Raw genomic sequence first — 23,319 nt, forward strand, 5'->3', positions numbered from 1 at the left:
AGACAATTGAACAAGGATCAAAGACGCTGACACTATAAGCGGCGAGCTTACAGATTAAATCAACCCTCTTTATCCTTGTCCCTAAAAAAGTAAGACGGAATATTTAGTCTCTATCTTTGGATAACTTACGGAAAGCAAGTGGATTTTTAAGTAATTCGGCTTGTTCACGGCGGCGTTTTACAATATGTAAAGCCGAGAAAATTGCCTCTACAAAAGAGCTTTCAGAAGCTAAGTTTTTTCCAGCAATATCATAGCCTGTACCGTGATCTGGCGAAGTACGTACAATAGGTAAACCAGCTGTAAAGTTTACACCGGCACCTTTGGCAATATGCTTAAAAGGGATTAAACCCTGGTCATGGTACATCGCGAGTACCGCATCGAATTTCTCATAAGCACCTTTTGCGAAGAATCCATCGGCAGGATATGGACCAAAGCAGAAGATCCCCTGTTCGTTTGCTTTTTCTACGGTAGGTCTAATGATCTGATCATCTTCGGTACCAATAATCCCATGATCGCCAGCATGTGGATTTAGTCCCAAAACTGCGATCTTAGGCTTTTCAATCCAAAAATCTTTCTTCAATGAGTCATTCATGAGGGCTAGCTTTTTAAGAATAGCCTCTTCGGTAATATTCGCCGCAACCTCATGCAGTGGAATATGACCTGTTACCACGCCAATACGCAATTCATCACAAACCATAAACATCAATACATCATCAGCCTCTACTTTGGCCTGCAAGTATTCGGTATGGCCGGGAAATTGAAATCCTTCCTGTTGAATATTATGCTTATTGATTGGGGCAGTCACTAAAGCATCAATCTTGCCGGCTTTCAGGTCTTCAACAGCTTTCTCCAACGAAAGGAAAGCATACTTACCGCCGATCTCGTTTTCTTCACCCAACGAAATCTTGACGTCTTCCTGCCAGCAATTGATCATATTTGCTCTTTTGGAATGCGCCTGCTCAGCATCATTGATCACGTTAAAACTAAAATCATTTACACCGATCGCTTTACGGTGAAAAGAAGCCACCTTTGTATTTCCGTAAACCACTGGCGTAAAGAAATCGCACATACGCTGATCTACCAAAGATTTAATGATGACTTCAAGTCCAATGCCGTTAATATCGCCTACGGTAATTCCGATTTTTAATTTATCGCTCATTCTGTTTAAATGCTTTGATTCAAAAATAGGGATTTTTTTCTTAGAATGACTTTTCACTTATTTATTTTTTACTTTTGCACTATGAGCACAGTAAGAGCAAAAAAACATTTAGGACAGCATTTCTTGAACGATAAAAATGCTGCACAAAAGATTGTGGAAGCATTGGATCCTAAATTGGGTTTTAGCCAGGTGCTTGAAGTTGGCCCGGGAATGGGGGTACTTTCAGATTTTCTCTTGCAGAAGGAAGATTATGAAACTTATTTGATCGATGTGGATGATGAATCCATTGCTTATTTGGACGATAAATATCCCCAGTTGGGTAAGCGATTGATCCACGGTGATTTCCTGAGCCTTGACTTTTCACAGTATTTTGGCGAGAAAATGGCCGTTATCGGCAATTTTCCGTACAACATCTCCTCTCAGATTCTCTTTAAAATTTTGGATGAGCGGCATCGTGTTGTTCAAATGGCGGGGATGTTCCAGAAAGAGGTCGCTGAACGCTGTACTGCCAAAGCAGGAAGTAAAGAATATGGCATCTTGAGTGTCTTTTTACAGGCGTATTATAAAGTAGAATACCTGTTTACTGTAAAGGCGGGAGCATTCAATCCACCGCCAAAAGTATTGTCGGGCGTGATTCGCATGACACGCAACGACAGGGAACAATTGAATTGTGATGAGAAATTATTTTGGCGCGTTGTTAAAGCAGGTTTCAATCAACGTCGTAAGACCCTCCGAAACTCACTTTCGGGTGTTGTTCCGAAAGATAAAATGTCTGACAACCCACTATACGAACTACGCGCAGAACGACTAACAGTAGATGATTTTGTCGGCTTAACAAACGAAATAGCAAACAGTCTCTAATATGCATCCGACCGGCAGCACATTTATGATTATTGGCGGTGGTATCGCTGGATTATGTGCCGCAATAGGGCTTGCAAAAGTAGGTATTGAAGCACATGTCTATGAAAGCGCCATTGAACTCAAAGGCATAGGTGCTGGATTCGGGCTCGCGGCCAACGCCATGCAAGCTTTGGAACATCTCGGATTGAAGGATGAAATCGTCCCGATAGGGCACTACCTTGCATCCTACAACGTCTTGGATCAAAAAGGAAATATTCTTGTTGAACCAGACACTAGGTCAATCAGCCAGAAATATCAACAGGACAACTTCGCTATCCATCGGGCTGATCTGCATCAGTTTCTCCTATCCAAAATCCCCACTGAACAAATTCATCTCGGCAAACGCGCCGTTTCCTTTGAACGAGAGGGGGAAGATATTCAAGTTTATTTCGCAGACGGAAGTCATGTACGCGGCCAGGCTCTTTTGATTGCCGATGGCGTACACTCAGCATTACGACAACAGCTCATACCGGGCTCCGCCCCTCGTTATTCAGGCTATACCTGTTGGCGGGCAACCATTGACAATAGCAGCATACAGCTCAGTAAAGGAACGGAGACCTGGGGCAGCAAAGGACGCTTTGGAATGACCCCACTTGTCAATAACCGCATCTATTGGTACGCCTGCATCAATGCAGAAGCACAGAATCCGGTCTTAAAAAACTGGAAAACAAAGGAGCTCCTCGAAAATTTTAAAGATTATCATGCCCCTATTCCAACGATCCTGTCGGAGACAAAAGATAGCGAACTAATCGCAAATGACATTATTGACATCACACCACTTCAACAACTCGCTTTTGGCAATATCCTGTTATTGGGTGACGCTGGACATGCGACGACGCCCAACTTGGGCCAGGGAGCCTGTCAGGCTATTGAAGATGTTGCTGTTCTCGTGGATGAACTCCAAACCTCAGCTTCCGTTAATTTGGCTTTCCAACGATTCGAAAAAAGACGATTGGATCGCGTAAATTATATCTGTAATACTTCCTGGAGGATAGGAAAAATAGCCCAATGGGAAAATCCTTTCCTCATAGGAATGCGAAATTTTGGCATGAAAATAATGCCCAATCGCATGAAACAACAACAGTTAAATAAATTACTGTCTGTAGATTTTATGCAGATCAACCATAATCATGACGCTGGGATCTAAATCATCGTACTACATAGCAACGGTATTCACTGATCAGTGCCACATAAAAAAAAATTGAATGAAAACTACTATTTTGATCGTCGACGACATTCATGAAATCATGCTTGAGAAATTTGAACAGGCGGGGATCGCCTACAATTATCAACCTGATATCAGCCGAGAAGAAGCTGAAAAAATCATCGCTAATTACTCGGGTATGGTTATCCGTTCCAAATTTCAGGTAGATAAAGCTTTTTTTGACTTGGCGCCAAACCTCCGCTTTATCGCTCGTGCTGGTGCTGGGATGGACAATATCGACGATACAATTGCTGCGCAAAGAGACGTGCTGTTAATTCCGGCCAATGAAGGCAATCGGGATGCTGTAGGTGAACATATGATCGGTATGTTGCTTAGTCTAATGAACAATTTGAATCGTGGTGACCAACAAATACGATCTGGGCAGTGGCTGCGTGAGGCCAATCGTGGATATGAACTTAAGGGGCGTACTGTAGGTTTGATCGGCTATGGACACAATGGTGTGGCCATGGCAAAAAAATTATCCGGCTTTGATGTACAGGTACTTGCCTATGATAAATATCGAATCGACTATACGGATCAATATGCATCGGCAGCAGACATGGAAAAGATCTGCAAAGAAGCCGATGTGATCAGTTTCCATATCCCCTTAACGGATGAAACAAGAGGTATGATTGATGTGGATTATCTGGCAAAATTTGAGAAACCCATTTTCTTCTTACTTGGTGCCCGAGGCGGTATTGTACAGGTACCTGCAGTATTAAGCGGCCTTGATTCCGGTTCCATTATCGGAGCAGCATTTGATGTGTTGCCCGTAGAAAAGTTCCCAAAACTCGCCGAACAGAGCTGGTATGCAGATCTTATCCGTAGAGACAATGTAATCTTGTCGCCGCATGTTGCCGGATGGACCTTTGAAAGTTATTATAAATTGTCGGAAGTCGCCGCAGATAAGATCATCGCCTTTTTGGCGTCTTAATTTTGGCAAAGAGCTATTTGCCAAAATCTTCAATCAATCAATCAATCAATCATGCGAGCAAGTAATCAATTAAGCATCCCCTATTCATACAGATACAGGAGATTAAAGTAAGCCATTGCTCTTGAAAGGTCTAAAAAATCAGGTTCCGAGGCTAAAGATACCGACGACAACAACAATCAGAAACTGAAGCACCAAGCTACAGTCCAGTAGATAAGCGTAGTGGTAATGATCTTTTGTTTTGAAAACAGCCAACTTAAGCAAGGCAAATATGAGTACGTTGGTCAGAATTAATCCGATTTTAATAGGTGCTGTATAAGGCACGGTCAAGATCAAAACACAATGCAGGCCTAATAGTCCATAGGTTAGATTTTTAGCTTTTTGTTCGCCCAGCATATTAGGTAAAGTCCGTAGATGATAATAGGAATCCTGTTGGATATCCCGAATATCGAAAGGCAATGTACAGATAACCAAAAATATAAACTTCAATCCGCAGAGCGCAATAAAAACCCACTGATCTATTGTGACACCGATGTTGGCTAGTTCCACATAAGGGAGCACCACACTGCTGCAGACCCAGACCAGGGCAATGTGAAAAATCTTGGCCCCGGGTATCTGTCGAAGCCCCACTTTGCGATCACGGAAGGTAAATAGAGGCATTCCGTATAGTAGACTCAGGATTCCAATAAATCCCAAAAACAAAAAGGAATACACATGAATAAACCACAAGCAATAACCAAGCACAAGCAAAGCGATACCATTGTTTAACCACATGACCCATTCATGATTAAAGATCCAGCGTGTCCGGGGGAATTTTGATTCTTTTGGGTGCTTCGGTTTGGACCACCACAGGCTAAAATTATAGAGTAGCAAGGTCGCCGTTCCTTCTACTAAAACGATATACCAATTGATAGACCGTTCAAATATGATATAAGTCAATGCGCATTGTGCCATGGCCGCCATGGCGATCAGAAGATTTGTATAGATTGTAATATAGAATAGCTTTCTTAGAAAAGACATCTTGAAAAATCTTGATGCAAGATAACAATCTTATAGATAAAAGTAGTTTAACATTATATTAAACATCAATTTTTTGATAAAATGGGCAAAAACCGCTAAATTGTACACCGAAATCGAAATATCAAAAACAATTTCGCAACAATAACAATATAAATTAAAATAATTCATAATAATCCTAATAACGATGAGCCTACAAATAAAATCATTTGAAGAATATCAAAGTGAATATAAGCGAAGTGTAGAACAACCTGAGGAGTTTTGGGCGAGCATTGCAGATCATTTTTTCTGGAAGAGAAAGTGGAATAAAGTGCTGAACTGGAACTTTGAGGAACCCAATGTCAAATGGTTTGAGGGTGCTAAATTAAATATTACAGAAAACTGTCTAGATCGCCATATTTATGCTAATGGTGATAAACCAGCCATCATCTGGGAACCTAATGATCCCAATGAAGCGCACCGCATTCTTTCCTATAAGCAATTACTACAAAAGGTAGAGCAATTTGCCAACGTACTTAAAAATAATAACATCAAAAAAGGAGACCGGGTATGTATTTACTTGCCAATGGTTCCTGAATTGGTTATTGCTGTATTAGCCTGTGCTCGTATCGGCGCTATCCACTCGGTGGTGTTTGGAGGTTTTTCAGCACGATCTATCGCGGATCGTATCGTCGATGCGGAATGCAAACTGATCGTCACTTCAGATGGTAGTTACCGCGGCAATAAAACCATTGGTTTAAAAAACATTGTGGACGATGCTTTAATGCAATGTGACACTGTTGAAAAAGTAATTGTTTTAACACGTACGCGTACACCGGTATCGATGATCAAAGGACGTGACGTATGGTGGGAAGATGAGATCAAAAAAGTAGAAACACAGGGAAATCCAGCATGTCCAGCAGAAGAGATGGATGCTGAGGACAATTTATTCATCCTTTATACATCGGGGTCCACAGGTAAACCTAAGGGTGTAGTACACACTTGTGGTGGTTATATGGTGTATACAGGCTATACCTTTATGAATACCTTCCAATATAAGCCAAACGATGTATTTTTCTGTACAGCGGATATCGGCTGGATTACAGGACACAGTTACATCGTTTACGGACCGTTATCACAAGGAGCTACTTCTTTAATGTTTGAGGGTATTCCAACCTTCCCGGATGCGAGCCGTTATTGGGATATCGTTGATAAATTCAAAGTCAATATTATCTATACATCCCCTACTGCTTTGCGTTCATTGATGGCTTTTGGGGACGAATTTGTCGACAAAAACGACCTTTCATCTTTACGTGTTTTGGGATCTGTAGGCGAACCAATCAACGAAGAAGCCTGGAACTGGTTTAACGAAAAAGTTGGTAAAAAGAATTGCCCTATTGTTGACACCTATTGGCAGACAGAGAATGGAGGCCATTTGATCACTTCATTGGCCGGGGTAACACCAGAAAAAGCAAGTTATGCGATGTTCCCGATGCCGGGCATTCAACCCGCTTTGATGGATGAGAATGGAAAAGAAATCGAAGGCAATGACGTAACTGGCAATCTGTGTATTAAATTCCCATGGCCAGGTATGTTACGCACGACATGGGGCGATCATGACCGCTGTCGTCAAACTTATTTCTCGACGTATAAAGATATGTATTTTACGGGCGATGGATGTTTCCGTAGTCCAGAGGGCTATTACAAAATCACAGGCCGTGTAGATGATGTATTAAATGTTTCGGGTCACCGCATTGGTACAGCAGAAGTGGAAAATGCCATTAATATGCACGCTGACGTGGTTGAATCTGCCATTGTTGGGTATCCGCACCCCGTAAAAGGACAGGGTATCTATGCTTATGTCATTGCGAATCACCATACCGATGCAGAAGCCACCAAAAAGGATATCATGGAAACCGTTTCACGCATTATTGGCCCAATTGCTAAACCAGACATCATCCAATTTGTTGATGATCTACCAAAAACACGTTCAGGAAAGATCATGCGTCGTATCTTGCGCAAGATTGCCGAAGACGATATCGCCAATGTAGGTGATACTTCGACACTTCAGGATCCTGCCGTTGTAGAAGGAATTATCAAAGGCGCTGCAGCTTTGAAAAAATAGCGTATAAAGTATCTAAAAAAATAACANNTGTTATTTTTTTAGATACTTTTGATTATATCCCACTCAAATTTAACCTTATAGGCAATGTATAGCCAACCCGCACAGGTTCACCACGGAGGATACCGGGTTTCCATTCTCTAAGCTTTTTTACGACCTGTATACCAGCCGCCCCTGTACCGAAACCCAAATCGTTCTTTACTTTCAAATCTTCTATTCGGCCGTGTTGATTTATAATGAACGCTATTTCTACAGTACCACTTACACCGTTCATCATGGCTTGTTTTGGATATTCATAATTTCTTGCCACAAAATACAACATTTCCTTGGTGCCTCCAGGATATTCGGGTTGCGTTTTATAGGTCGTAGAATCATATGGAATGACGACACCATTTTCTTTTGTTTTGGTGCCTGACAGTAATTTATCTGCATTATAATACTCTACAAAGGAATCACGACCGCTCTTTCCTCACCACTCCCCTTCACGCATATTATTGACCAGCTGACCTTCTTCAGTTTCTTCCTTTTCATCTATACTAAAACGAATAATACCATTTCCATTTTCTAACTTTTTATTGTTTAAAGAGTCATAATACACCACATAGATCGGCTTCATCACCAGCACTTTTTTCTTCTTAAGTTCGCTTGGATAAAATACGACCATTTTCAACCTATTGTTGGGGTATAGATAAAATGCCGAATCGATCAATTTACTCTCATCGTTAAAGTTCTCAAGACTTTTGAGTGTGCCATTTTCATAGAATTCATATTTTTTACCTAGAAAATTGAAAGGTGCGTTCCCGCTCTTACTTATCGCATTTAACTTTAGCGAGTCATTGCGTAGATAATACTCCGCTATTCGATACACTTTATCCTTTCCCGCCGCATCGATCTGAATTGCTCTTAAAAAATAAGCCGAGTCTTGCTTCTTCGTCTCCTCCCCATTTTTCTTATGATAAGTGGTAAAAGTAACTTGTGCCGAAAGGCTCAATCCGCACAGGTTCAATAGAAAAAAACAAATAAGTTTCGTCGAAAAGTCTAAATAATACTTCATAATAATTGTTAATGCAACGGTAATAATAAGAAATATCGAGATTAATTAAAAAATTAATAGGTTAAATAATGTTTAATTTTATCGCAAGGGGATTGCAAAATACTTCTTTTATGTTATCCACATTATGTTAATAACATTGTGGATAACATTAAAAGCTACGGTCATCATCATCAACGCGCAAGATTTAGCCGTATGGGCAAGGTATAACCCACTCTTACGGGCTCACCTCTCCGAATACCCGGTTTCCATTTTTTAAGCATTTTTACAACTCGGATACCAGCTTCACCAGTATTAAATCCTAAATCACTCTTTACTTTTATATCTTCGATGTGACCATCCCTATCGACCACAAAATCTATTTCTACTAAACCATTTACCCCATTTTTGACGGCTTCTTTGGGATATTCGTAATTTTTGGCAATAAAAGTCAATAACTTATATATACCACCAGGGTATTCCGGTTGCACAAAATAAGTTTTCGCATCATAGTTTATGAGCTCCCCATTTTCTTTGATTTTACTACCCTTTAATAATTTTCCTTTTTTATATGTTTCGACAAAAGTTTCATTATCTGCCCGTCCTTTCCACTCTCCATCACGCAAATTATTGACCATCCTCCCTTCTTCAACATCATCGTCACCGCCTTCGCGTAAACGAATTAAACCATTTCCATCCGACAAGGTTTTATTCTCTAAAGAGTCAAAATAAGCCACATAAATAGGATCTTCGGCCATCCGATCGCCTCTTTTATTTAATGAGCTTGGGTAAAACACCGTCAATTCAGGCTTACCGCTTGGGTACCAATAGTATGCAGAATCTATCAGTTCACTCTTTTCACTGAAATTTTCCAGGCTCCTTAACACTCCATTTTCGTAAAACTGTGATTTCTGACCTTGAAAGCTAAACTGAGATTTCTGACCCTGAAATCTAAATGGAAAACCAGCGTCTTTGCTGGTTCCTTTTAACTTAATCGTGTTGCTATTGATATAGTACTCTTCGACTACATAATATTTTTTGTTTTGTTCGCTTACAGGACAAATGATACGTTTAAAATAAGCGGGGTCTTTCGCTGTTATCTCTTCCCCATCTTTTTTATGAAATGTTGTGTCGATATCTTGAGCTACAGTAGTCTGCAGGCAAGAAATCATTAGTACAATGAGGCAAGCGAATTTTGACAATTGATTTAAATAATATTTCATAAAATGCGCAGTATAATAAATGTAGGAGGCAATTTACACAATTCATTTGATGGTCTTTTCAACACTGACCCATAAACAGTTTTCCACACAATGTTAATAACGATGTTGATAAGTTTTAAAGCACATTAAGATTAACCAGCATAAAAAAGCATTAAACACAAAAAAGCCACATCATCCCGACGTGGCTAAAATAAACATATGAATTTAATTAAACAGTTTCTATTTATAGGAGTTTACGGAGCTTGTAACCTTCCAGGTTCCCGATTCATTGATTAATGTCACTAGATCTGTTTTCGTGAAATCGTCAAACTTCATGGTGATACGCGCTACCATATAGTTTTCAGATTCCTCAAGTACCTCAGTACTTGTACTGCAGTTCAATTTTTCACCTTTTTGCTTTTTCAGGAAGGAAATGACTTCCGAACGGCTATTGGTACGTGCAGCTTTCCCCTGGACTTTTTGATTGAATTCGGATGCAAACAATTTTTCTACGCCCTGAGATGCACCTTCTGTCATTACTGACACGTAGCTATCGATAGCCAAATCGGCTGTGGAAAGGTTCAATGCTTTACCAGGGTCAGCTGCTGCCATTGCGAAAGTTGATAGTGTAATCAATGCTGCTGCTGCGAATGTCTTTACTAAAGTTTTCATAATTGCTATACTTTATATTGTTAGTTTTTTATCTCTTTTCTTATTGTCGCAAGGATATTGATTTTGTTGCATCATTTCCTTTAAGATTCTGATTCAAAAGTAAGACAACGCAGCATCCCATTTTATTACATTTAGATCAACAGAATAAAAAAGTCGGTAAATGGAGGTAAAGGAGCGGTAAATGATGGCCCACTCCGATAAGAGAAACAAAGTTATAGGCAGGAATTTGTCATAAATCGATATGACGTTTGTATCGAAAAAGTATAGCTATATACGTCTTGCACCTTTATTGGAGTTTGCGGATAAAGTAATCACGATGCTGCTTGATATAAAACCTACAAATATGGAATCTCGAACGGAAGATTTGTCATCCAAAAAAAAGTAAACCGACGCTGCAATTAAAAAACATACGACAAAGGCCAATATTAAAACAAGTACAAATCTGATTTTCATTTTTAAGGTCTTAATACAGTATAGTTAAAAATACAAAAATTATATAAACCCTGAAAGTCACTCCACTTTAATTTTCTAGCTCAATGAGGTTTGACTACAAATTGCGATATTATGGAGAGAGCAAAACGTTTTCCACATCGTTATTAACATCTTGTGGAAAACTTAAATATTCACAAAAACATAACTATTACCTAATTTACGTGGTATGATAATGGTTCTATCGTCCAATACCCCAAGCTAATTGTACATAGAAATGTCCCAGTCTGTCCTTCGGAACATTTGAAACGGCAGCATTCACTACTTTCCAATCATTATGTGTAATCGAAGATTTATAACCGATTCTACATTCTGGGCGAAAGCTAGTTCGTTCGGAATTGGATGTTTTCAACGTAACACTTAGATCGACAATAGCAGCATCATGTTTCATTTTTGTTTGGTTGGACTGTGTTGTCAAAAAATCTCCAAATTCCCCATTCAGATTTTTCTTTTGAATGGTAAAGGTAGTAGACTGCGTACCGACTCCCAGCTGCGGGCTAAAGATCAATCCGCCTGTACGTATCGCATTGGTAGATACATATAGCGTAAAATCGCCTGTATTCATTGTATTGTCGTTTTTACTGCTTGTCGACAAGCTAAAATTCACGCCAATAAGGGTTTGTTTGATCCTGTATGCAAGTCCAGCCCCAGCATTCCACCCAAATCCAGGTACCTTTCCGGAATCATAATCTTTCAGAATCCTATTCAGATTGCTAGCGTTATTAAATTGAACACCAGCAAAATAGATCGTCTCAAATGGCAGATGTTTAGTCTGATTGTTTTTTTTTTGCGCAAATAACTGAGCTGCAAAAACAAATAAAAGGGCACTAAAAAAATACTTCATAAAATTTACACTTTGGTTTATTTCAATTAAACTAATTAAGGTAAGGCCTATATCCTTTAATTATGACAACTGAATCAACAGATTCATTACATCAGAAAAGAGATTTACAAAAACCTTCACCCAAAGCAACGAGAAAACAATCCGTATTGACGAAACTTTATTGAGGCAACATACTATTTTGCTTCGATAACATTGATGCTAGGTGCAATTTGTTTTAATTTATCAATAAATTGGGTTGGATTTTCCGGATCAACGAATATATCATCAATCACATTATAATGCAGGATCATCCCTTTTCTATAGGGTCTCAAAATTGTAAGCCTCATCGTCCCAAACCAATCGACTTTTTCAGTCTCCAATTTACGGATAGATATGATATCTACTGATTTTGTACCCGAAATACTCTTGATAAAAAGTTTATTATCTTCAATCCAATACCGTTTAAAAAAAAATGTAAAATACCAGGTTAAAGCAAATACGACAAACAACAATAATGCCCCCGTATATAAACCTCGCTGCAAATCCTCGTAGGATATCCCGGCAATAAAAATAATCACCACCACTCCCCAAATATAGCTACCGAAGTGGATGTGTGTTTTAAATACTTCTCTCATAACCAATCATTCTTAATAATTCAATTATCCCTATTCCAATCTGCCAGATTTCTCTTATCGGCAATTGAAAATAAATGATAAACTTCACGATATTTTTCAAAATCGTCTTTATTATTTACTTGAATTTGATAAATATTGGGGATTACCTCGCTATCTATATTATTTTTCATAAAATTTATTTCTTCATGTAACAATGCTGCTTTGACATCTGGCAACCAATCTTTTGCTAATAGCGTATTCAATCGCTCTAAATTTTCGATTAATTGAAGACCATTGTAATGGGCTGATTGCTGAAGGCTGTCTTTTTTATATCGATTTTCAGTCTTATAATGATCCACTAACACTAAGTATTCATTATATATCCTGTTATTTTTTCCACCAGATACAACTTTCATTTGAATTGATTCACCTCCATTCTTAGCCAGTAATAGTTCCTGTAGTTCCGCTTGTTGATAGCTCCTGTCCAGTAAAAGTTTATAATTATCGGACTCGTTCGCATCTAACCAAAATGTGGTTGATATATAATATTTTGGTGTACCGAGATCAGGCTGACGGGCAAATCGCTCGATTTCTTGGGCTTTCAAAATATCTCTATCCCATGAAACAGTGAGTTGATAAATGCCCTTTGGTAATATGCCTACCTCATAATTGATATTGTTAGAACAAATTGTATCAGACATAACCTTAATTCCCGTACGCATATTGTATACATCGATATAAAAAGGATTTTTTATCGGAATATTCCCACGTAGATGAATTTGATCTGGTGTACCGCAGCCAACTAAAAGAAATAAAATAACACTAAATAACAGTTTTATTTTATTGTTCTCTAAAACGCGTGCATTTTCTGCTGCAAATAAATATATTTCACTATTATAATAGACCATAATACAATTAAGACGGCTTCTTTCTTAAGACATAAAAGAAAAGTAATAGCACAATAGCAAGAAACGTCCGAACAATTTAATATAATACCCCACGATACCTTTTTTGGATATCGTAGGGCATATTTATTAAAAAATCAACATCTTACTTTAGTAAGCGAAAGAGAAATAATAATTTGGATCCTCTACACTTGTAAACTGTATTCCCGACCCAAAATCTTTATCTGTTATGAATGAAAGTTTAAAATCATGATTTATCATTTTCTTAAAGAATGTAGCATTCATGTAAGGCACCATAATCCCCCCATTATTAGTTGTATTCTTGATGGAAAGAAAACGTATCGTGCCTTTTTCAAGATCAATGGAGTAATTCATTAAATACCCTCCAATAAACCTTGTATTCCCCTGATAAATATAACCATCCATGGTAATGACTTTCTTTGCATCATTAAAATTGTAGAAAGAATCTCCTACGGTGAGATTATATCCACTTGTTTTCGATAACCGCACATACTCATTCCAATCCACCACATAACTTGCAGACCAAGTTTTTAAAGGTAGATAGCTCGCATAGCTGTAAACACCTGGCTGGAACATATCCGTAATTGCTGTTCCCAATTTATACTGTGGCGGTAATAAATAGTCGTTCGATTTTTTGATAACAAACGTTTTTCCCGATAAGGCATGCAGTGTATAAACACCATTCTTTTCTGTAATCTTTGAAAATTTCTCGCCATCAAAGGTTGAATCGCTGAGCAAAGTCATATTTTTATCCAAATTGTAAAAATATGGAATCTGTACACTCTCCACTTTACCATCGATCATTGCCATTAGATTAACTTGTTTTGCTGATGTATTCAGTGTAAATTCACAGTTAGCTTTATTCAGCATGACAATGTTTATTCCATTTTCAAAATAAGCGTCTACATCATTTATACTAGCCAAAAGTTTTTTGCTTAAATAGGCCGTCTGTTCTTCCGCCGTCGCCTTGACCAATACAAGCGGTTTTATAAATTTCCGTCCTTGGAAAAACAAAGTATCACCATGTGTTTTAACATAATCGTACTCGTTGTCGCTCCCATGTCCCCTTCCTGGAAGACCTCCATAAACACTGGGGTCTGGATCTTGTAACATAGTAATGTAGTTATAGGTGTCAAATGACAAGGTAGCATACATAATCTGGCGTATCCGATAAGTAGATTCTTTTGCTTCGGAAGCAGTCGTTTTGTTTAGATCTGCAATCATCCTCAACCGATCATTTTTATCAAACTGCATATAAAAGCCATATCCACCTTTAGATATTTCCGTCGTTGTATAAGCTTTCCAGCCGTATGGAGCATCTACTAATGTCTTCTTGACGTATAACAACGTATCGGATATCCTTTCGTCGGGATTACCGAATATGGGATCCATTTCTTTTGGTTTACTACAACTGAAAGCCAATAGGACCAAAAACATTAAATAAAATATCTTTTTCATAATCTAATACTTCCTCAAATTTACTTTGCCTATGAATGTTGCATTCGGATCTTTTGTATCCTTAAAAATCAAAAATTGCAGATAATCACTTGGATTAACCGTTAAATCAACCTGTTTCCATCCAGTGGAGAAACTGGTACTACCTAGATAATCGATTAACGGCTTAGTATCCTTTAATACCCAATCTATATTTCCGTTACCATAATTATTACCTGTCCCTTGGGTAGCCGACTTAGCGATTTTAAATGTATTGTCTGCATTTTTTGTGATATCAAAGTCATAGGATGCCGTGTAGGTTACATTATTATCGCCAAACCCAATGTTTAATGTTGCCTTTGTAGCGGAGACAAACTGGAATGTCATTGATTTGGTGGTCCATCCGCCAAGCTCATCCAAAATAGCCATAAATAAAGACCTTTGCTTGTTAGAAATCGTGTTCTCTAATCCCCAGGTATTCCTTATATCCCAGTCTAAAGAACCAAAATAATCGCTACTAAGTGCGGTTGCAGCAGAATAACGAGTTGAATTATACTTTTCGGTCATGACGCGTTGAAATTCAATTTGTAACTGCGTTACATCAATATTAAAATTTTGCATCATGTAATCTCGTACAATCGATTCCTTCTGTTTAAACTTGGGATAGGCCTCTCTTCCGCTATCGTAAGCAAAATCATCATAATATAATTGACCTGCGACGATTAAATGTGATAAGACTTCCGCAAAATCTTCACCGATAGACTTTCTTGAATAAGGAGTGATAAACCCCAATGATCTAGCTTTTGCCTGATCATTCTCTTGGGCGGTCCAATTCGAGTAATAATCGCCTGCACAAACTTTTCCGAACTCAGCGGGAATAAATCTCATCTGATTAAGGATATGCGTAAATTCGTGATGGATGACTTGAAGATTTCCACTTATGGAATTTGGATTTACCGCATCGAAATTATTAATTCCATACAAGGTAATGCGTCGACCTCCATCCGCAGTTCCTCCTTTCACAGAGCCATCTACATCGTAGTCTCCTGATCCAAATAAAGCAAACTGTTTGGGTGTATATGTTTTTATAAAGGGCACTCCGCCGATTTTTTTATAGACATCCAAAAATCCATTAATTACCACATCCATTTGGGGAATGACTTTGGACTCATCTGCTGGAGCTATGTTTTTATTGATATCATGCATATTGCGTTGATACCTATATACGACTTCAATATTATAGGGGTCAGTCAGATTCTTTGTAATCCATTCGTCAATAGCTCCTGGAACAAAGGTGTCATAATTTTCAATTTTTGTATTGAGCTTTTCCTCTTTTACGCAAGAATATAAACTGACGATCAGACCGACTATTATGTATGTTTTTGTTATTGTTTTCATAAAATTACCTTGGATTTTGTTCAACACCTGACAATTTTGCTTCTTGTGGGATCTGGAAAACACGTCGCGGATCCTCAGGTTTTAATTCGATATAAGACTCGCTTTCATCATTGGCAATGACAAGATGTTTCACTGTTATCCCTTTACGAATAATATCGAACCAACGTAATCCCATCGACATAAAACCAACCTGCTTAAATTGCAGCACGGTTTGAATAAGCGCTTCCTTATCATCTTGAACCCCAAAAAACAACCGGGACTTTGCAGCCGTTACAGCATGGTTCGTCGGGTTATAATTTTCAATTCTGTTGCTTGCCATCAAATTCATATCGGCAATACCAGCTGCATTATTTCCCAATTCCAAATAAGCCTCGGCTCGATTCATCAGCGCCTCATCTGTGATTAATACCGGGACCATAAGCATAGGAAACCCTGTGTTTGCCGTTGCGTTTGTTACATACCAAAATTCCTTCCAGATATAAGTAGTATAGTGTGGAGCACCATAGGAAACCCCAAAATTATAAAACTTGGCTCCAGCAGCAGTCGTACCATTATAAATATTCTGGAACACATTGATCCCCATAGCGTAACGATTATCCCACCAGCGTTGATAACCACTGTAAGTCTCGTTGATCAAAAGGCTATAAGGCTGATCCGCTTTGGAAAAAACTGAATGTACCTCCTCAAAAGTCATTTTTTTAAAGGTGGAATTATAGGGTATCAATTTCCCCGCAAAATTTCCTCCTGCAAAAATTTTGTTGGCATTGTCAACTACTTTTTGCCATTCGCCTGTAAACAAATAGAATCGAGTCGCAAAGGCATGCGCAGCTGCGGGTGTAAAATGGTATTTAGGCACATTCCATTCAGCAGGGTTTCCATCCAATAGGGCTAAGCCCTCTTCCAAATCCTTCCGAATATTGTCATAGACAGACTTTACGGTTCCACGATCATATTGTTTGATCACCACAGTCTCTGGTTCAATCACATAAGGGATTCCAGGAGAAGTATTGTTCTCTGGTTTTTTATAATCATAGACTTTCGCAAAGAAATTGACGAGCATAAAATGTGCATATGCCCTTGCAACCAAAGCTTCACCTTTAAATGCAGCAATTTCTTTCCCAAAGTTATTAGCTTCAATTGCTGCCAAAGCATGGTTGGCTGCAGCGATCGCTTCGTAACAATTATTCCAGTAACTATTCGGACTATCCGTATCACTATTGTTGATATCTTGCCAACGATATAGAGAAGGAACCGGCTGGTATAGTCCACCCACGCCTTTGTCTTCCACATTATCCGAGTACGTTTCGGCCATAGCAAGATAATTACCAAAAGGATAGGCTGATGTGATCAGTCGTTTGACTTTATCAACCGTATTGATTTCAGCTCTCATATCCGGTTGCTGATCCAGGTATTTGTTACAACTGCTGAGTAGCAGTGCGGAAGAAATGAATAGATATTTAAGATTTGTAAGTTTCATAATTTAATCGTTTAGAATCCCAATTTTACAGACAGAGTGACTTGCTTAGGAACAGGTAAGGCTACCCCCCCATTATTATAGAACTCCGGATCTACTCCATTTAGTTTTTTATCAGCGTAAATCAACCAAAGGTTATTGCCGACTAAATTTACTTGGGCAGTCCTAAATTTAATTTTGCTGACTACGGATTTGGGAATATTATAGCCGACGGAAATTTGCGATAAACGGAGATAATCACCTTTGGCAACTCGTTCAGATGAATAATTATAAGCGTTATAGGAATAAACAGATGCCGTGCGATCCCCAGCAGCGTTCTTAATGTCAAATTCTGCTGTTAGTCCATCGAGCGTAGATGGAACTACTGTTAAATATTCATCTCCTTTATAAATAAAGCGATTGATCAGTTCCCTGGATACATTATACATATCGAGGTAAATCGGTGAATAATTAGGCTGTAAACGGACCATATTTCCCAAACCAAATTTCAGCAAAAAGGAAAAGCTAAAATTTTTGTATTCTAGGCGGTTGTAGTAACCTCCGGCAAGTGTAGGATCCACTGGCCCCTCATACTTTAAGAATTCCGTTTGATTATCTTGGAACCAAAAATAGGTTTCACCCGGAGTACCATCCGTTCCTATATAGGTTGGATAACCTCCATTGGCGGCCAACTTATCAAAATCCAACGAATATAACCCCCTATGCGGCCTGCCGATCATTGCTCCACCTTCACCTGAAATGAGATCCCAAATATTGCGGGTTACATTTAGCTTGGTGATTTTTGTTTTGTTAAAACCTAGTGTAAGCTGCGTACGCCAGGTAAAGCCATTCGGATCTTTAAATGGATATCCACCAAGCTGAATATCAACACCGTGTCCTTTCATATCAGCATAATTGGCTAATTTTTCAAATTGTCCTCCAATCCCTGACGTCCGAATTGGTCCTATTAAATCAAATATATTACGTCTATAATAGTCAAAATTTAAATCAATGCGATCGTTTAAGAAGCCTAAATCTGTACCAATATTAAGCTCGTACATTTTCTCCCAGGTCAACTCTGAATTTTCCAGACCATTGATACTGATCTTACCTTCTTTTTCTCCATCATAAGGTCGATAGGTAATCGCATTATAGAAGACAGCCGAGGAATTCGATGCATTTCCCATATTCGCAACTAAGCCATAAGTCCCCCGTAATCTAGCGCGTGACAAGATCTTATTTTCTCTATTAAAGAAGTTTTCCTGATCGATATCCCAGGCAGCGGAAACATTCCAGGTAGGTAGCCACCTAGCAACATTAGTACGCCCCATTTTATTGGATCCGTCATAACGGGTCGTAAAGTTAAATGAGTACTTATCCTTATAATTATAAGCACCGCGCAAAGCATAAGCTAGTTTACGGTCGTAGGTATAATTCATCGCAAATGGTGCATCGCCAGATTCAAGTTGTTTCTTATAATACCGATACACAGGCAGGACTAGATTACCATTACCATATTCTATTCCTGGCCCATTAAAATCGTGACTCTGTTTATCCGCATATTGAAGTTCATAGGTCCCAAACAAATTCATGGTATGATCATTCCACTTTTTGTTGAATTCCAGATTGTGCCGCATATAATAACTGATCATATTGTTATTGGCGACATTGAAGAATCCTCCGTTGGGAAGAATGACATATTTATCCGTGTTTGGAAAATCCGGATCAGCATAAAGGAAGCGATTGCCGCTATTTACCGTCTGATCTTGATTTGCACGATAAGCCTTAGAAAGATTAGCATTCTCCGTGATCATATGCTGCCTTTCGGAATTATAATAACGATACATTCCGGTCGCAGAATAGGTCAAAGAAGGTAAAATTTTATACGTTATACCCGCTTGCACCTTAATATCCATTAATTTAAGTTTGATATAATTATTATCAAGTTCATTGAAGATATTAAATGGAGCATAATCTCGCGTAAAATATTCGCGGTCACCATTTTCATCATATGGTGTAATAATACGACTGGTATTTAATGCGTAGGAATATGGATTAATATCAAAATCCCGCGAATAGCTACCATATACCGCATCAGAATTTCGATTTAAAGTACCTGGTGTACGCTGATCGCGAATATTTCCCTGAAAAATAAATTCCGTACTAAGTTTGTCATTGATTTTATAGTTATTACGAATGTTGGCCGTAAACCGCTTTGCCTGGTTACCGAGTGTATAACCTGGGTCATTCATAAAACTCGTTGAAGCATAGGTCTGCGCCTTAGCCGTTCCAGTACTCATACTTAACGAATGATCATGCACAAAACTGTTCCTGAACAACAAATCAAACCAATCTGTATTGACGTTCGCATAACGTTGCAAGAAGTTATAACGAGAGGGGGCATCATTTCTGAGTTTGAAAGAATCGGTGTTTGGGTCATATTCGTACATGAGATTGTACATTTTGGTGAATACTCCCCCCGTTCCGGCTCTCGAAACCTGGGAATGATTTAAGTACCCTTTGTTTTCCATATCAATAACCAATTGCATCTGCTCAGCAGAGTTCATGATATCGAATTGATTATAATTGGGTTTTATATAGGTTGTAAAGTTTCCGGAATAGTTGAAGTGTACTTGTCCTTCTGTATTTTTACCTCTTTTTGTATTTACAACGACCACACCATTCATCGCAGCCGCACCATACATGGCGGTAGCTGCGGCATCCTTTAACACAGTAATTGACTCAATGTCGTCTGGATTTAACCCCGCTACAGAGGATCCTAATAAGGTGTTAGCATCCCCAGTTGATAGTGCTTCATTGGAGATATTGACCGCCTCATCTAAGATCACACCATCAATTACCCAAAGTGGTTTATTATCTCCAGTTAATGAGGTTGCGCCCCGGACCCGAATTTTAGGTGCAGCACCAAAAGTACCCGACACATTTTGAACAGAGACACCAGCGGCCTGCCCTTCCAGCATGCGTGATACATCAGGCACCCCTGCGCGTTCAGCCTCCTTAGCATCAATTTTTGTAGATGCTCCAGTGAAAAACTTACGATCCAGATTCTGATACCCGGTTGCAACCACATTGACCTCCTCCAATTTCAAGTCATTTGCCGTAAGCACAACATTTATGGTCGACTTACCATCCATGGGAATTTCCCTGGTTCCAAACCCGACATACCGAACGACCAAAACGGAAGATGAAGAGGCATTAATCCTAAAGTGGCCTGAATCATCGGTTTGGGTCGAAATAGAAGTTCCCTTTACAGTTACAGTAGCGCCGCTTAGTCCCTTTCCGTTTTTATCAGTGACCGTACCTGAAACAGATTGCTGTATAGCCAATGGGACTGTCATGCTGATATTCTTTGCATTACTGTTGACCGAAATAGTATTAGCAATAATTTTATATTCAATATTATTGCTTTTCAAGACAGCATTCAATGCTTCCTCGACAGACGCATCTTTAACGTTCACTGAAATCCGGGCCTTAGTATTCAAGTTTTCACTATATAATACACGTAGATGGGACTGCTTGGAAATGGCAGACAGTGCTTCTTCAATACGTGCATTTTTCATATTCAACGTGACTTTTTGTGCCGTGCTCTTAGCGTGCACACCCGTCACAAATGCGAATAGAAGACATGTACTAATTTTCATAATACGTAATGGTTTGCAAAATCGTGGGTCTTGAGGGATCAAGGACCACCTTTTGCTAAGTGGTAAGTTATTCATACATTTACACTTTGTGGTTTATTGGGATTTAATTGTTCATTTTTAGATTTAGGACCTGATGATCGCATCTTTTTCTGAACAGGGATGCTGCAACATTCCTGTTCTCTTTTTTTAGGTCATTGCTTTTGATGTATTATTTTACCATAGGCGTGCTATTTACTGCTTTATAAATTGTTAATCCTTAACTTTTGGTAGCAATAATCAATTTATTGCCTTCAACTTCAAATTTTAGGTTACTGACATAGGATAACATCTCCAATACCTGTGACAATTTTACATCACGTTCGATACTTCCGGTATACTCTTTATCCAGCTGCACATCTCCTCGGAAGGTAACATCGAGATCATACCAGCGCGATAACTGATGTGCTATGTTCGTTATCGTTTCCTTTTTGAAATAAAATTCATTATTGTGCCAAGCAAGATCATGGGCTAGATCTGCCCGCCCTTTGACCAAATTATCCTTAAAAGAAGAAGCGAATTCACCTGGTAATAATTCGACAAACTGATTATTCTGCCGCACCTCGACCCTCCCTTCAGCTAAAGTTGTACGAATCTGATCGGAGTAGGCGTTAATATTAAAATGTGTTCCCAACACCTTGATTTCATTTCCTCTGGATTCTACAATAAATGGTTGCGCTGCATTAGGGGCAACTTCAAAATAGGCTTCTCCCTCCAAAAAAACTCTACGCTCCTTAGCTGAAAACTGCGCCGGAAATTTCAATTGAGATAACGCATTTACCCATACTTTAGTCCCATCCGCCAAAGTCATCTTATAGAAACTTGCTTTTGGAACAATCAAAGAGTTATATTGTAATGGGATCGCTTGATCTGTTTGCTTAACGATCAGTTCATTGCTGTTCCCAATCAGATTATTGTTTTTAGTCAGGGTTTTCGTAGAATCACTATTTAAAGAAACTTTGGTACCATCAGCTAGCACTAATACCGCACCACTTGTTGCAGGAGCAATATCTTGCTTTTTTGCAACTACTACACTTTTATCGCCCGAAAAGAATGAGGCAAAATCACCTTTCCATAATAGAAAACCTCCTAACAAAAATACAATAGATGCTGCAATGCTTAAGGGCCATTTCCAGAAAAATCTCCTGCTGTTAGCTTCTTTATTTTTCAACCGGCCCCATGCTTGATTTGCGTCTAATTGCCGAATAATAGCTAAATCTTCTGCTATATTTTCCGCATTTCGGAAGGATTCTAAAAGTTGTTTATTTTGTGAACTGGCCTTGAGCCATTCATCAAGTTGTACTTGTTCCTCAGCTGTCAATTGTCCAAAAAGGAATTTCTGTATTAAATCAGCGATATGTCTTGTGTTTTCTTTCATTAACTACCATAAAGAAACCTAAGACGAAGAAAAGGGTGACAAAAATTTAAATATTTTTTAACAAAAATATAATAAGGGGAATAAACTCGGGATTCAAACGCTTGAGCAACATTTTCATACCACGTTGCTTCTGTGTTTTTACGGTATTGATACTAATTTGTAGCTCGCGTGTAATTTCAAGATTGGATAACCCCTCGAGATAACCCAGCCGAAAAACTTGTTGACAGGCAAAAGGCATTTCCTCAATAATTTTATATATTTCCTGAATGACCTCACTGTGAATCATATTCAATTCAAGCGCCGTATTATCTTCTTCGGTAAAACCTACGACATTCCAATACTTTTGCCGCACTTTTTCATGACGGATATGATTATAACAGCCAAAACGGACAGAACTGTATAAGTAATTCTTAATAGCAATATCATTATCGCTGACTTGATCGGTATTTTTGAAATACGCAATAAAAGAGTCTTGTACCAGATCCTCCGCAACAGAAAGGTCACCAACAATCTTCCATGCAAAATGGCAAAGTCCATTATAGTGCGTCTTAAACAATACTTCTTCTTTCTGCATAGTTAGGTCGCTTCCACACTCAGCTTATATTATTGTATAGATGAGGTTATTTAGGATAAAAAACACATCCGAATACGAATGTTTAATAATTGTATCGTAAAAATGCTCTTTTTTTTTGTTAATCACAAATAATAATTTTAAACCAGCATGTATCGCTCTCTAAATTGCTAAACCAGTTTAGTTTTTTTTCAGACAGACAAAACAAAATCCCCTCTTTCATCCTTTATATAGCGGGAAAATGATCAAAAACTAGCATTTTTTCGCTTTTTTTTATTATATTGTAAACTTTCAAAAAACCTTCATCGCCATATAAGCA

At 38.6% G+C, this 23,319-nt stretch carries 19 protein-coding genes; 4 read left to right on the top strand and 15 right to left on the bottom strand.

The genetic code is table 11. The features are described from left to right. Positions 1-103: 103 nt before the first annotated feature. Positions 104-1,159 carry a 4-hydroxythreonine-4-phosphate dehydrogenase PdxA gene (gene pdxA, locus B3P16_RS12555; RefSeq protein WP_070560760.1) on the bottom strand — a complete coding sequence of 352 codons (1,056 nt, stop codon included), beginning with the start codon at positions 1,157-1,159 and terminating at the stop codon, positions 104-106. Positions 1,160-1,240: 81 nt separating this feature from the next. On the opposite strand from pdxA, the gene rsmA reads away from it, so the two are divergent. The 3 genes from rsmA to B3P16_RS12570 are packed head-to-tail and all read left to right on the top strand — an operon-like array spanning position 1,241 to position 4,197. After that, positions 1,241-2,020: a 16S rRNA (adenine(1518)-N(6)/adenine(1519)-N(6))-dimethyltransferase RsmA gene (gene rsmA / locus B3P16_RS12560; RefSeq protein ID WP_286843149.1), complete on the top strand. Its 780-nt coding sequence runs from the start codon at positions 1,241-1,243 to the stop codon at positions 2,018-2,020. A 1-nt stretch (position 2,021) separates the two neighbouring features. Further along, positions 2,022-3,206, top strand: a complete 1,185-nt coding sequence (locus tag B3P16_RS12565; protein ID WP_115046572.1) for an FAD-dependent monooxygenase — start codon at positions 2,022-2,024, stop codon at positions 3,204-3,206. Between the two features lie 58 nt (positions 3,207-3,264). Beyond that, positions 3,265-4,197, top strand: a complete 933-nt coding sequence (locus B3P16_RS12570) for an NAD(P)-dependent oxidoreductase (RefSeq protein WP_286843151.1) — start codon at positions 3,265-3,267, stop codon at positions 4,195-4,197. A 138-nt stretch (positions 4,198-4,335) separates the two neighbouring features. Here the strand turns inward: B3P16_RS12570 and B3P16_RS12575 are convergent, their stop codons facing one another. After that, positions 4,336-5,214, bottom strand: coding sequence for a hypothetical protein (locus B3P16_RS12575; RefSeq protein WP_115046570.1), 879 nt, complete (start codon positions 5,212-5,214; stop codon positions 4,336-4,338). 184 nt (positions 5,215-5,398) lie between these two features. Here B3P16_RS12575 and acs point away from each other — a divergent pair, with 184 nt between their 5' ends. Then, positions 5,399-7,315: an acetate--CoA ligase gene (acs, locus tag B3P16_RS12580; protein ID WP_046671623.1), complete on the top strand. Its 1,917-nt coding sequence runs from the start codon at positions 5,399-5,401 to the stop codon at positions 7,313-7,315. Between the two features lie 52 nt (positions 7,316-7,367). On the opposite strand, the gene B3P16_RS12585 is transcribed toward acs, so the two are convergent. The 13 genes from B3P16_RS12585 to B3P16_RS12645 all read right to left on the bottom strand — a co-directional run bounded on the left by B3P16_RS12585 (position 7,368) and on the right by B3P16_RS12645 (position 23,003). Beyond that, complete coding sequence (locus B3P16_RS12585; protein WP_286843154.1) at positions 7,368-7,622, bottom strand: energy transducer TonB; 255 nt, start codon at positions 7,620-7,622, stop codon at positions 7,368-7,370. A gap of 159 nt (positions 7,623-7,781) precedes the next feature. Next, positions 7,782-8,366 (bottom strand): hypothetical protein, encoded by a 585-nt coding sequence (locus B3P16_RS12590; RefSeq protein ID WP_286843156.1) that lies wholly within the window; start codon positions 8,364-8,366, stop codon positions 7,782-7,784. A gap of 170 nt (positions 8,367-8,536) precedes the next feature. Beyond that, positions 8,537-9,565, bottom strand: coding sequence for an energy transducer TonB (locus B3P16_RS12595; protein WP_286843158.1), 1,029 nt, complete (start codon positions 9,563-9,565; stop codon positions 8,537-8,539). A 219-nt stretch (positions 9,566-9,784) separates the two neighbouring features. Next, positions 9,785-10,216 carry a nuclear transport factor 2 family protein gene (locus B3P16_RS12600; protein WP_115046567.1) on the bottom strand — a complete coding sequence of 144 codons (432 nt, stop codon included), beginning with the start codon at positions 10,214-10,216 and terminating at the stop codon, positions 9,785-9,787. A gap of 670 nt (positions 10,217-10,886) precedes the next feature. Continuing rightward, the gene (locus B3P16_RS12605; protein WP_286843159.1) at positions 10,887-11,549 is read right to left on the bottom strand and encodes a hypothetical protein; all 663 of its coding nucleotides are present in this window, start codon (positions 11,547-11,549) and stop codon (positions 10,887-10,889) included. A 173-nt stretch (positions 11,550-11,722) separates the two neighbouring features. After that, positions 11,723-12,163, bottom strand: a complete 441-nt coding sequence (locus B3P16_RS12610; protein WP_286843160.1) for a PH domain-containing protein — start codon at positions 12,161-12,163, stop codon at positions 11,723-11,725. Positions 12,164-12,183: 20 nt separating this feature from the next. Beyond that, positions 12,184-13,050, bottom strand: a complete 867-nt coding sequence (locus B3P16_RS12615) for a hypothetical protein (protein WP_286843161.1) — start codon at positions 13,048-13,050, stop codon at positions 12,184-12,186. 147 nt (positions 13,051-13,197) lie between these two features. Continuing rightward, positions 13,198-14,526 carry a DUF4302 domain-containing protein gene (locus B3P16_RS12620; protein WP_286843162.1) on the bottom strand — a complete coding sequence of 443 codons (1,329 nt, stop codon included), beginning with the start codon at positions 14,524-14,526 and terminating at the stop codon, positions 13,198-13,200. Between the two features lie 3 nt (positions 14,527-14,529). Beyond that, positions 14,530-15,900 carry a substrate import-associated zinc metallohydrolase lipoprotein gene (locus B3P16_RS12625; protein ID WP_286843163.1) on the bottom strand — a complete coding sequence of 457 codons (1,371 nt, stop codon included), beginning with the start codon at positions 15,898-15,900 and terminating at the stop codon, positions 14,530-14,532. A gap of 4 nt (positions 15,901-15,904) precedes the next feature. Then, positions 15,905-17,377: a RagB/SusD family nutrient uptake outer membrane protein gene (locus B3P16_RS12630; RefSeq protein ID WP_115046561.1), complete on the bottom strand. Its 1,473-nt coding sequence runs from the start codon at positions 17,375-17,377 to the stop codon at positions 15,905-15,907. Between the two features lie 11 nt (positions 17,378-17,388). After that, on the bottom strand, positions 17,389-21,015 hold the full coding sequence (locus B3P16_RS12635; RefSeq protein ID WP_167450445.1) for a SusC/RagA family TonB-linked outer membrane protein: 3,627 nt from the start codon (positions 21,013-21,015) through the stop codon (positions 17,389-17,391). A 256-nt stretch (positions 21,016-21,271) separates the two neighbouring features. Continuing rightward, complete coding sequence (locus tag B3P16_RS12640; protein ID WP_286843165.1) at positions 21,272-22,429, bottom strand: FecR family protein; 1,158 nt, start codon at positions 22,427-22,429, stop codon at positions 21,272-21,274. A 46-nt stretch (positions 22,430-22,475) separates the two neighbouring features. Then, the gene (locus B3P16_RS12645; protein WP_115046558.1) at positions 22,476-23,003 is read right to left on the bottom strand and encodes an RNA polymerase sigma-70 factor; all 528 of its coding nucleotides are present in this window, start codon (positions 23,001-23,003) and stop codon (positions 22,476-22,478) included. Positions 23,004-23,319: the final 316 nt, after the last annotated feature.

It is taken from the genome of Sphingobacterium sp. UBA7631, from assembly GCF_002483935.1.
Lineage (GTDB): Bacteria > Bacteroidota > Bacteroidia > Sphingobacteriales > Sphingobacteriaceae > Sphingobacterium > Sphingobacterium multivorum.

What these genes read in the sequence shown, in the direction of transcription:
- B3P16_RS12575 (WP_115046570.1), bottom strand. Translation starts at nt 5,214, where the DNA reads ATGTCTTTTCTAAGAAAGCTATTCTATATTACAATCTATACAAATCTT.
- B3P16_RS12640 (WP_286843165.1), bottom strand. Translation starts at nt 22,429, where the DNA reads ATGAAAGAAAACACAAGACATATCGCTGATTTAATACAGAAATTCCTT.
- B3P16_RS12570 (WP_286843151.1), top strand. Translation starts at nt 3,265, where the DNA reads ATGAAAACTACTATTTTGATCGTCGACGACATTCATGAAATCATGCTT.
- B3P16_RS12600 (WP_115046567.1), bottom strand. Translation starts at nt 10,216, where the DNA reads ATGAAAACTTTAGTAAAGACATTCGCAGCAGCAGCATTGATTACACTA.
- B3P16_RS12645 (WP_115046558.1), bottom strand. Translation starts at nt 23,003, where the DNA reads ATGCAGAAAGAAGAAGTATTGTTTAAGACGCACTATAATGGACTTTGC.
- B3P16_RS12625 (WP_286843163.1), bottom strand. Translation starts at nt 15,900, where the DNA reads ATGAAAACAATAACAAAAACATACATAATAGTCGGTCTGATCGTCAGT.
- rsmA (WP_286843149.1), top strand. Translation starts at nt 1,241, where the DNA reads ATGAGCACAGTAAGAGCAAAAAAACATTTAGGACAGCATTTCTTGAAC.
- B3P16_RS12590 (WP_286843156.1), bottom strand. Translation starts at nt 8,366, where the DNA reads ATGAAGTATTATTTAGACTTTTCGACGAAACTTATTTGTTTTTTTCTA.
- B3P16_RS12610 (WP_286843160.1), bottom strand. Translation starts at nt 12,163, where the DNA reads ATGAGAGAAGTATTTAAAACACACATCCACTTCGGTAGCTATATTTGG.
- B3P16_RS12615 (WP_286843161.1), bottom strand. Translation starts at nt 13,050, where the DNA reads ATGGTCTATTATAATAGTGAAATATATTTATTTGCAGCAGAAAATGCA.
- B3P16_RS12605 (WP_286843159.1), bottom strand. Translation starts at nt 11,549, where the DNA reads ATGAAGTATTTTTTTAGTGCCCTTTTATTTGTTTTTGCAGCTCAGTTA.
- B3P16_RS12595 (WP_286843158.1), bottom strand. Translation starts at nt 9,565, where the DNA reads ATGAAATATTATTTAAATCAATTGTCAAAATTCGCTTGCCTCATTGTA.
- B3P16_RS12620 (WP_286843162.1), bottom strand. Translation starts at nt 14,526, where the DNA reads ATGAAAAAGATATTTTATTTAATGTTTTTGGTCCTATTGGCTTTCAGT.
- B3P16_RS12630 (WP_115046561.1), bottom strand. Translation starts at nt 17,377, where the DNA reads ATGAAACTTACAAATCTTAAATATCTATTCATTTCTTCCGCACTGCTA.
- acs (WP_046671623.1), top strand. Translation starts at nt 5,399, where the DNA reads ATGAGCCTACAAATAAAATCATTTGAAGAATATCAAAGTGAATATAAG.
- B3P16_RS12635 (WP_167450445.1), bottom strand. Translation starts at nt 21,015, where the DNA reads ATGAAAATTAGTACATGTCTTCTATTCGCATTTGTGACGGGTGTGCAC.
- B3P16_RS12565 (WP_115046572.1), top strand. Translation starts at nt 2,022, where the DNA reads ATGCATCCGACCGGCAGCACATTTATGATTATTGGCGGTGGTATCGCT.
- pdxA (WP_070560760.1), bottom strand. Translation starts at nt 1,159, where the DNA reads ATGAGCGATAAATTAAAAATCGGAATTACCGTAGGCGATATTAACGGC.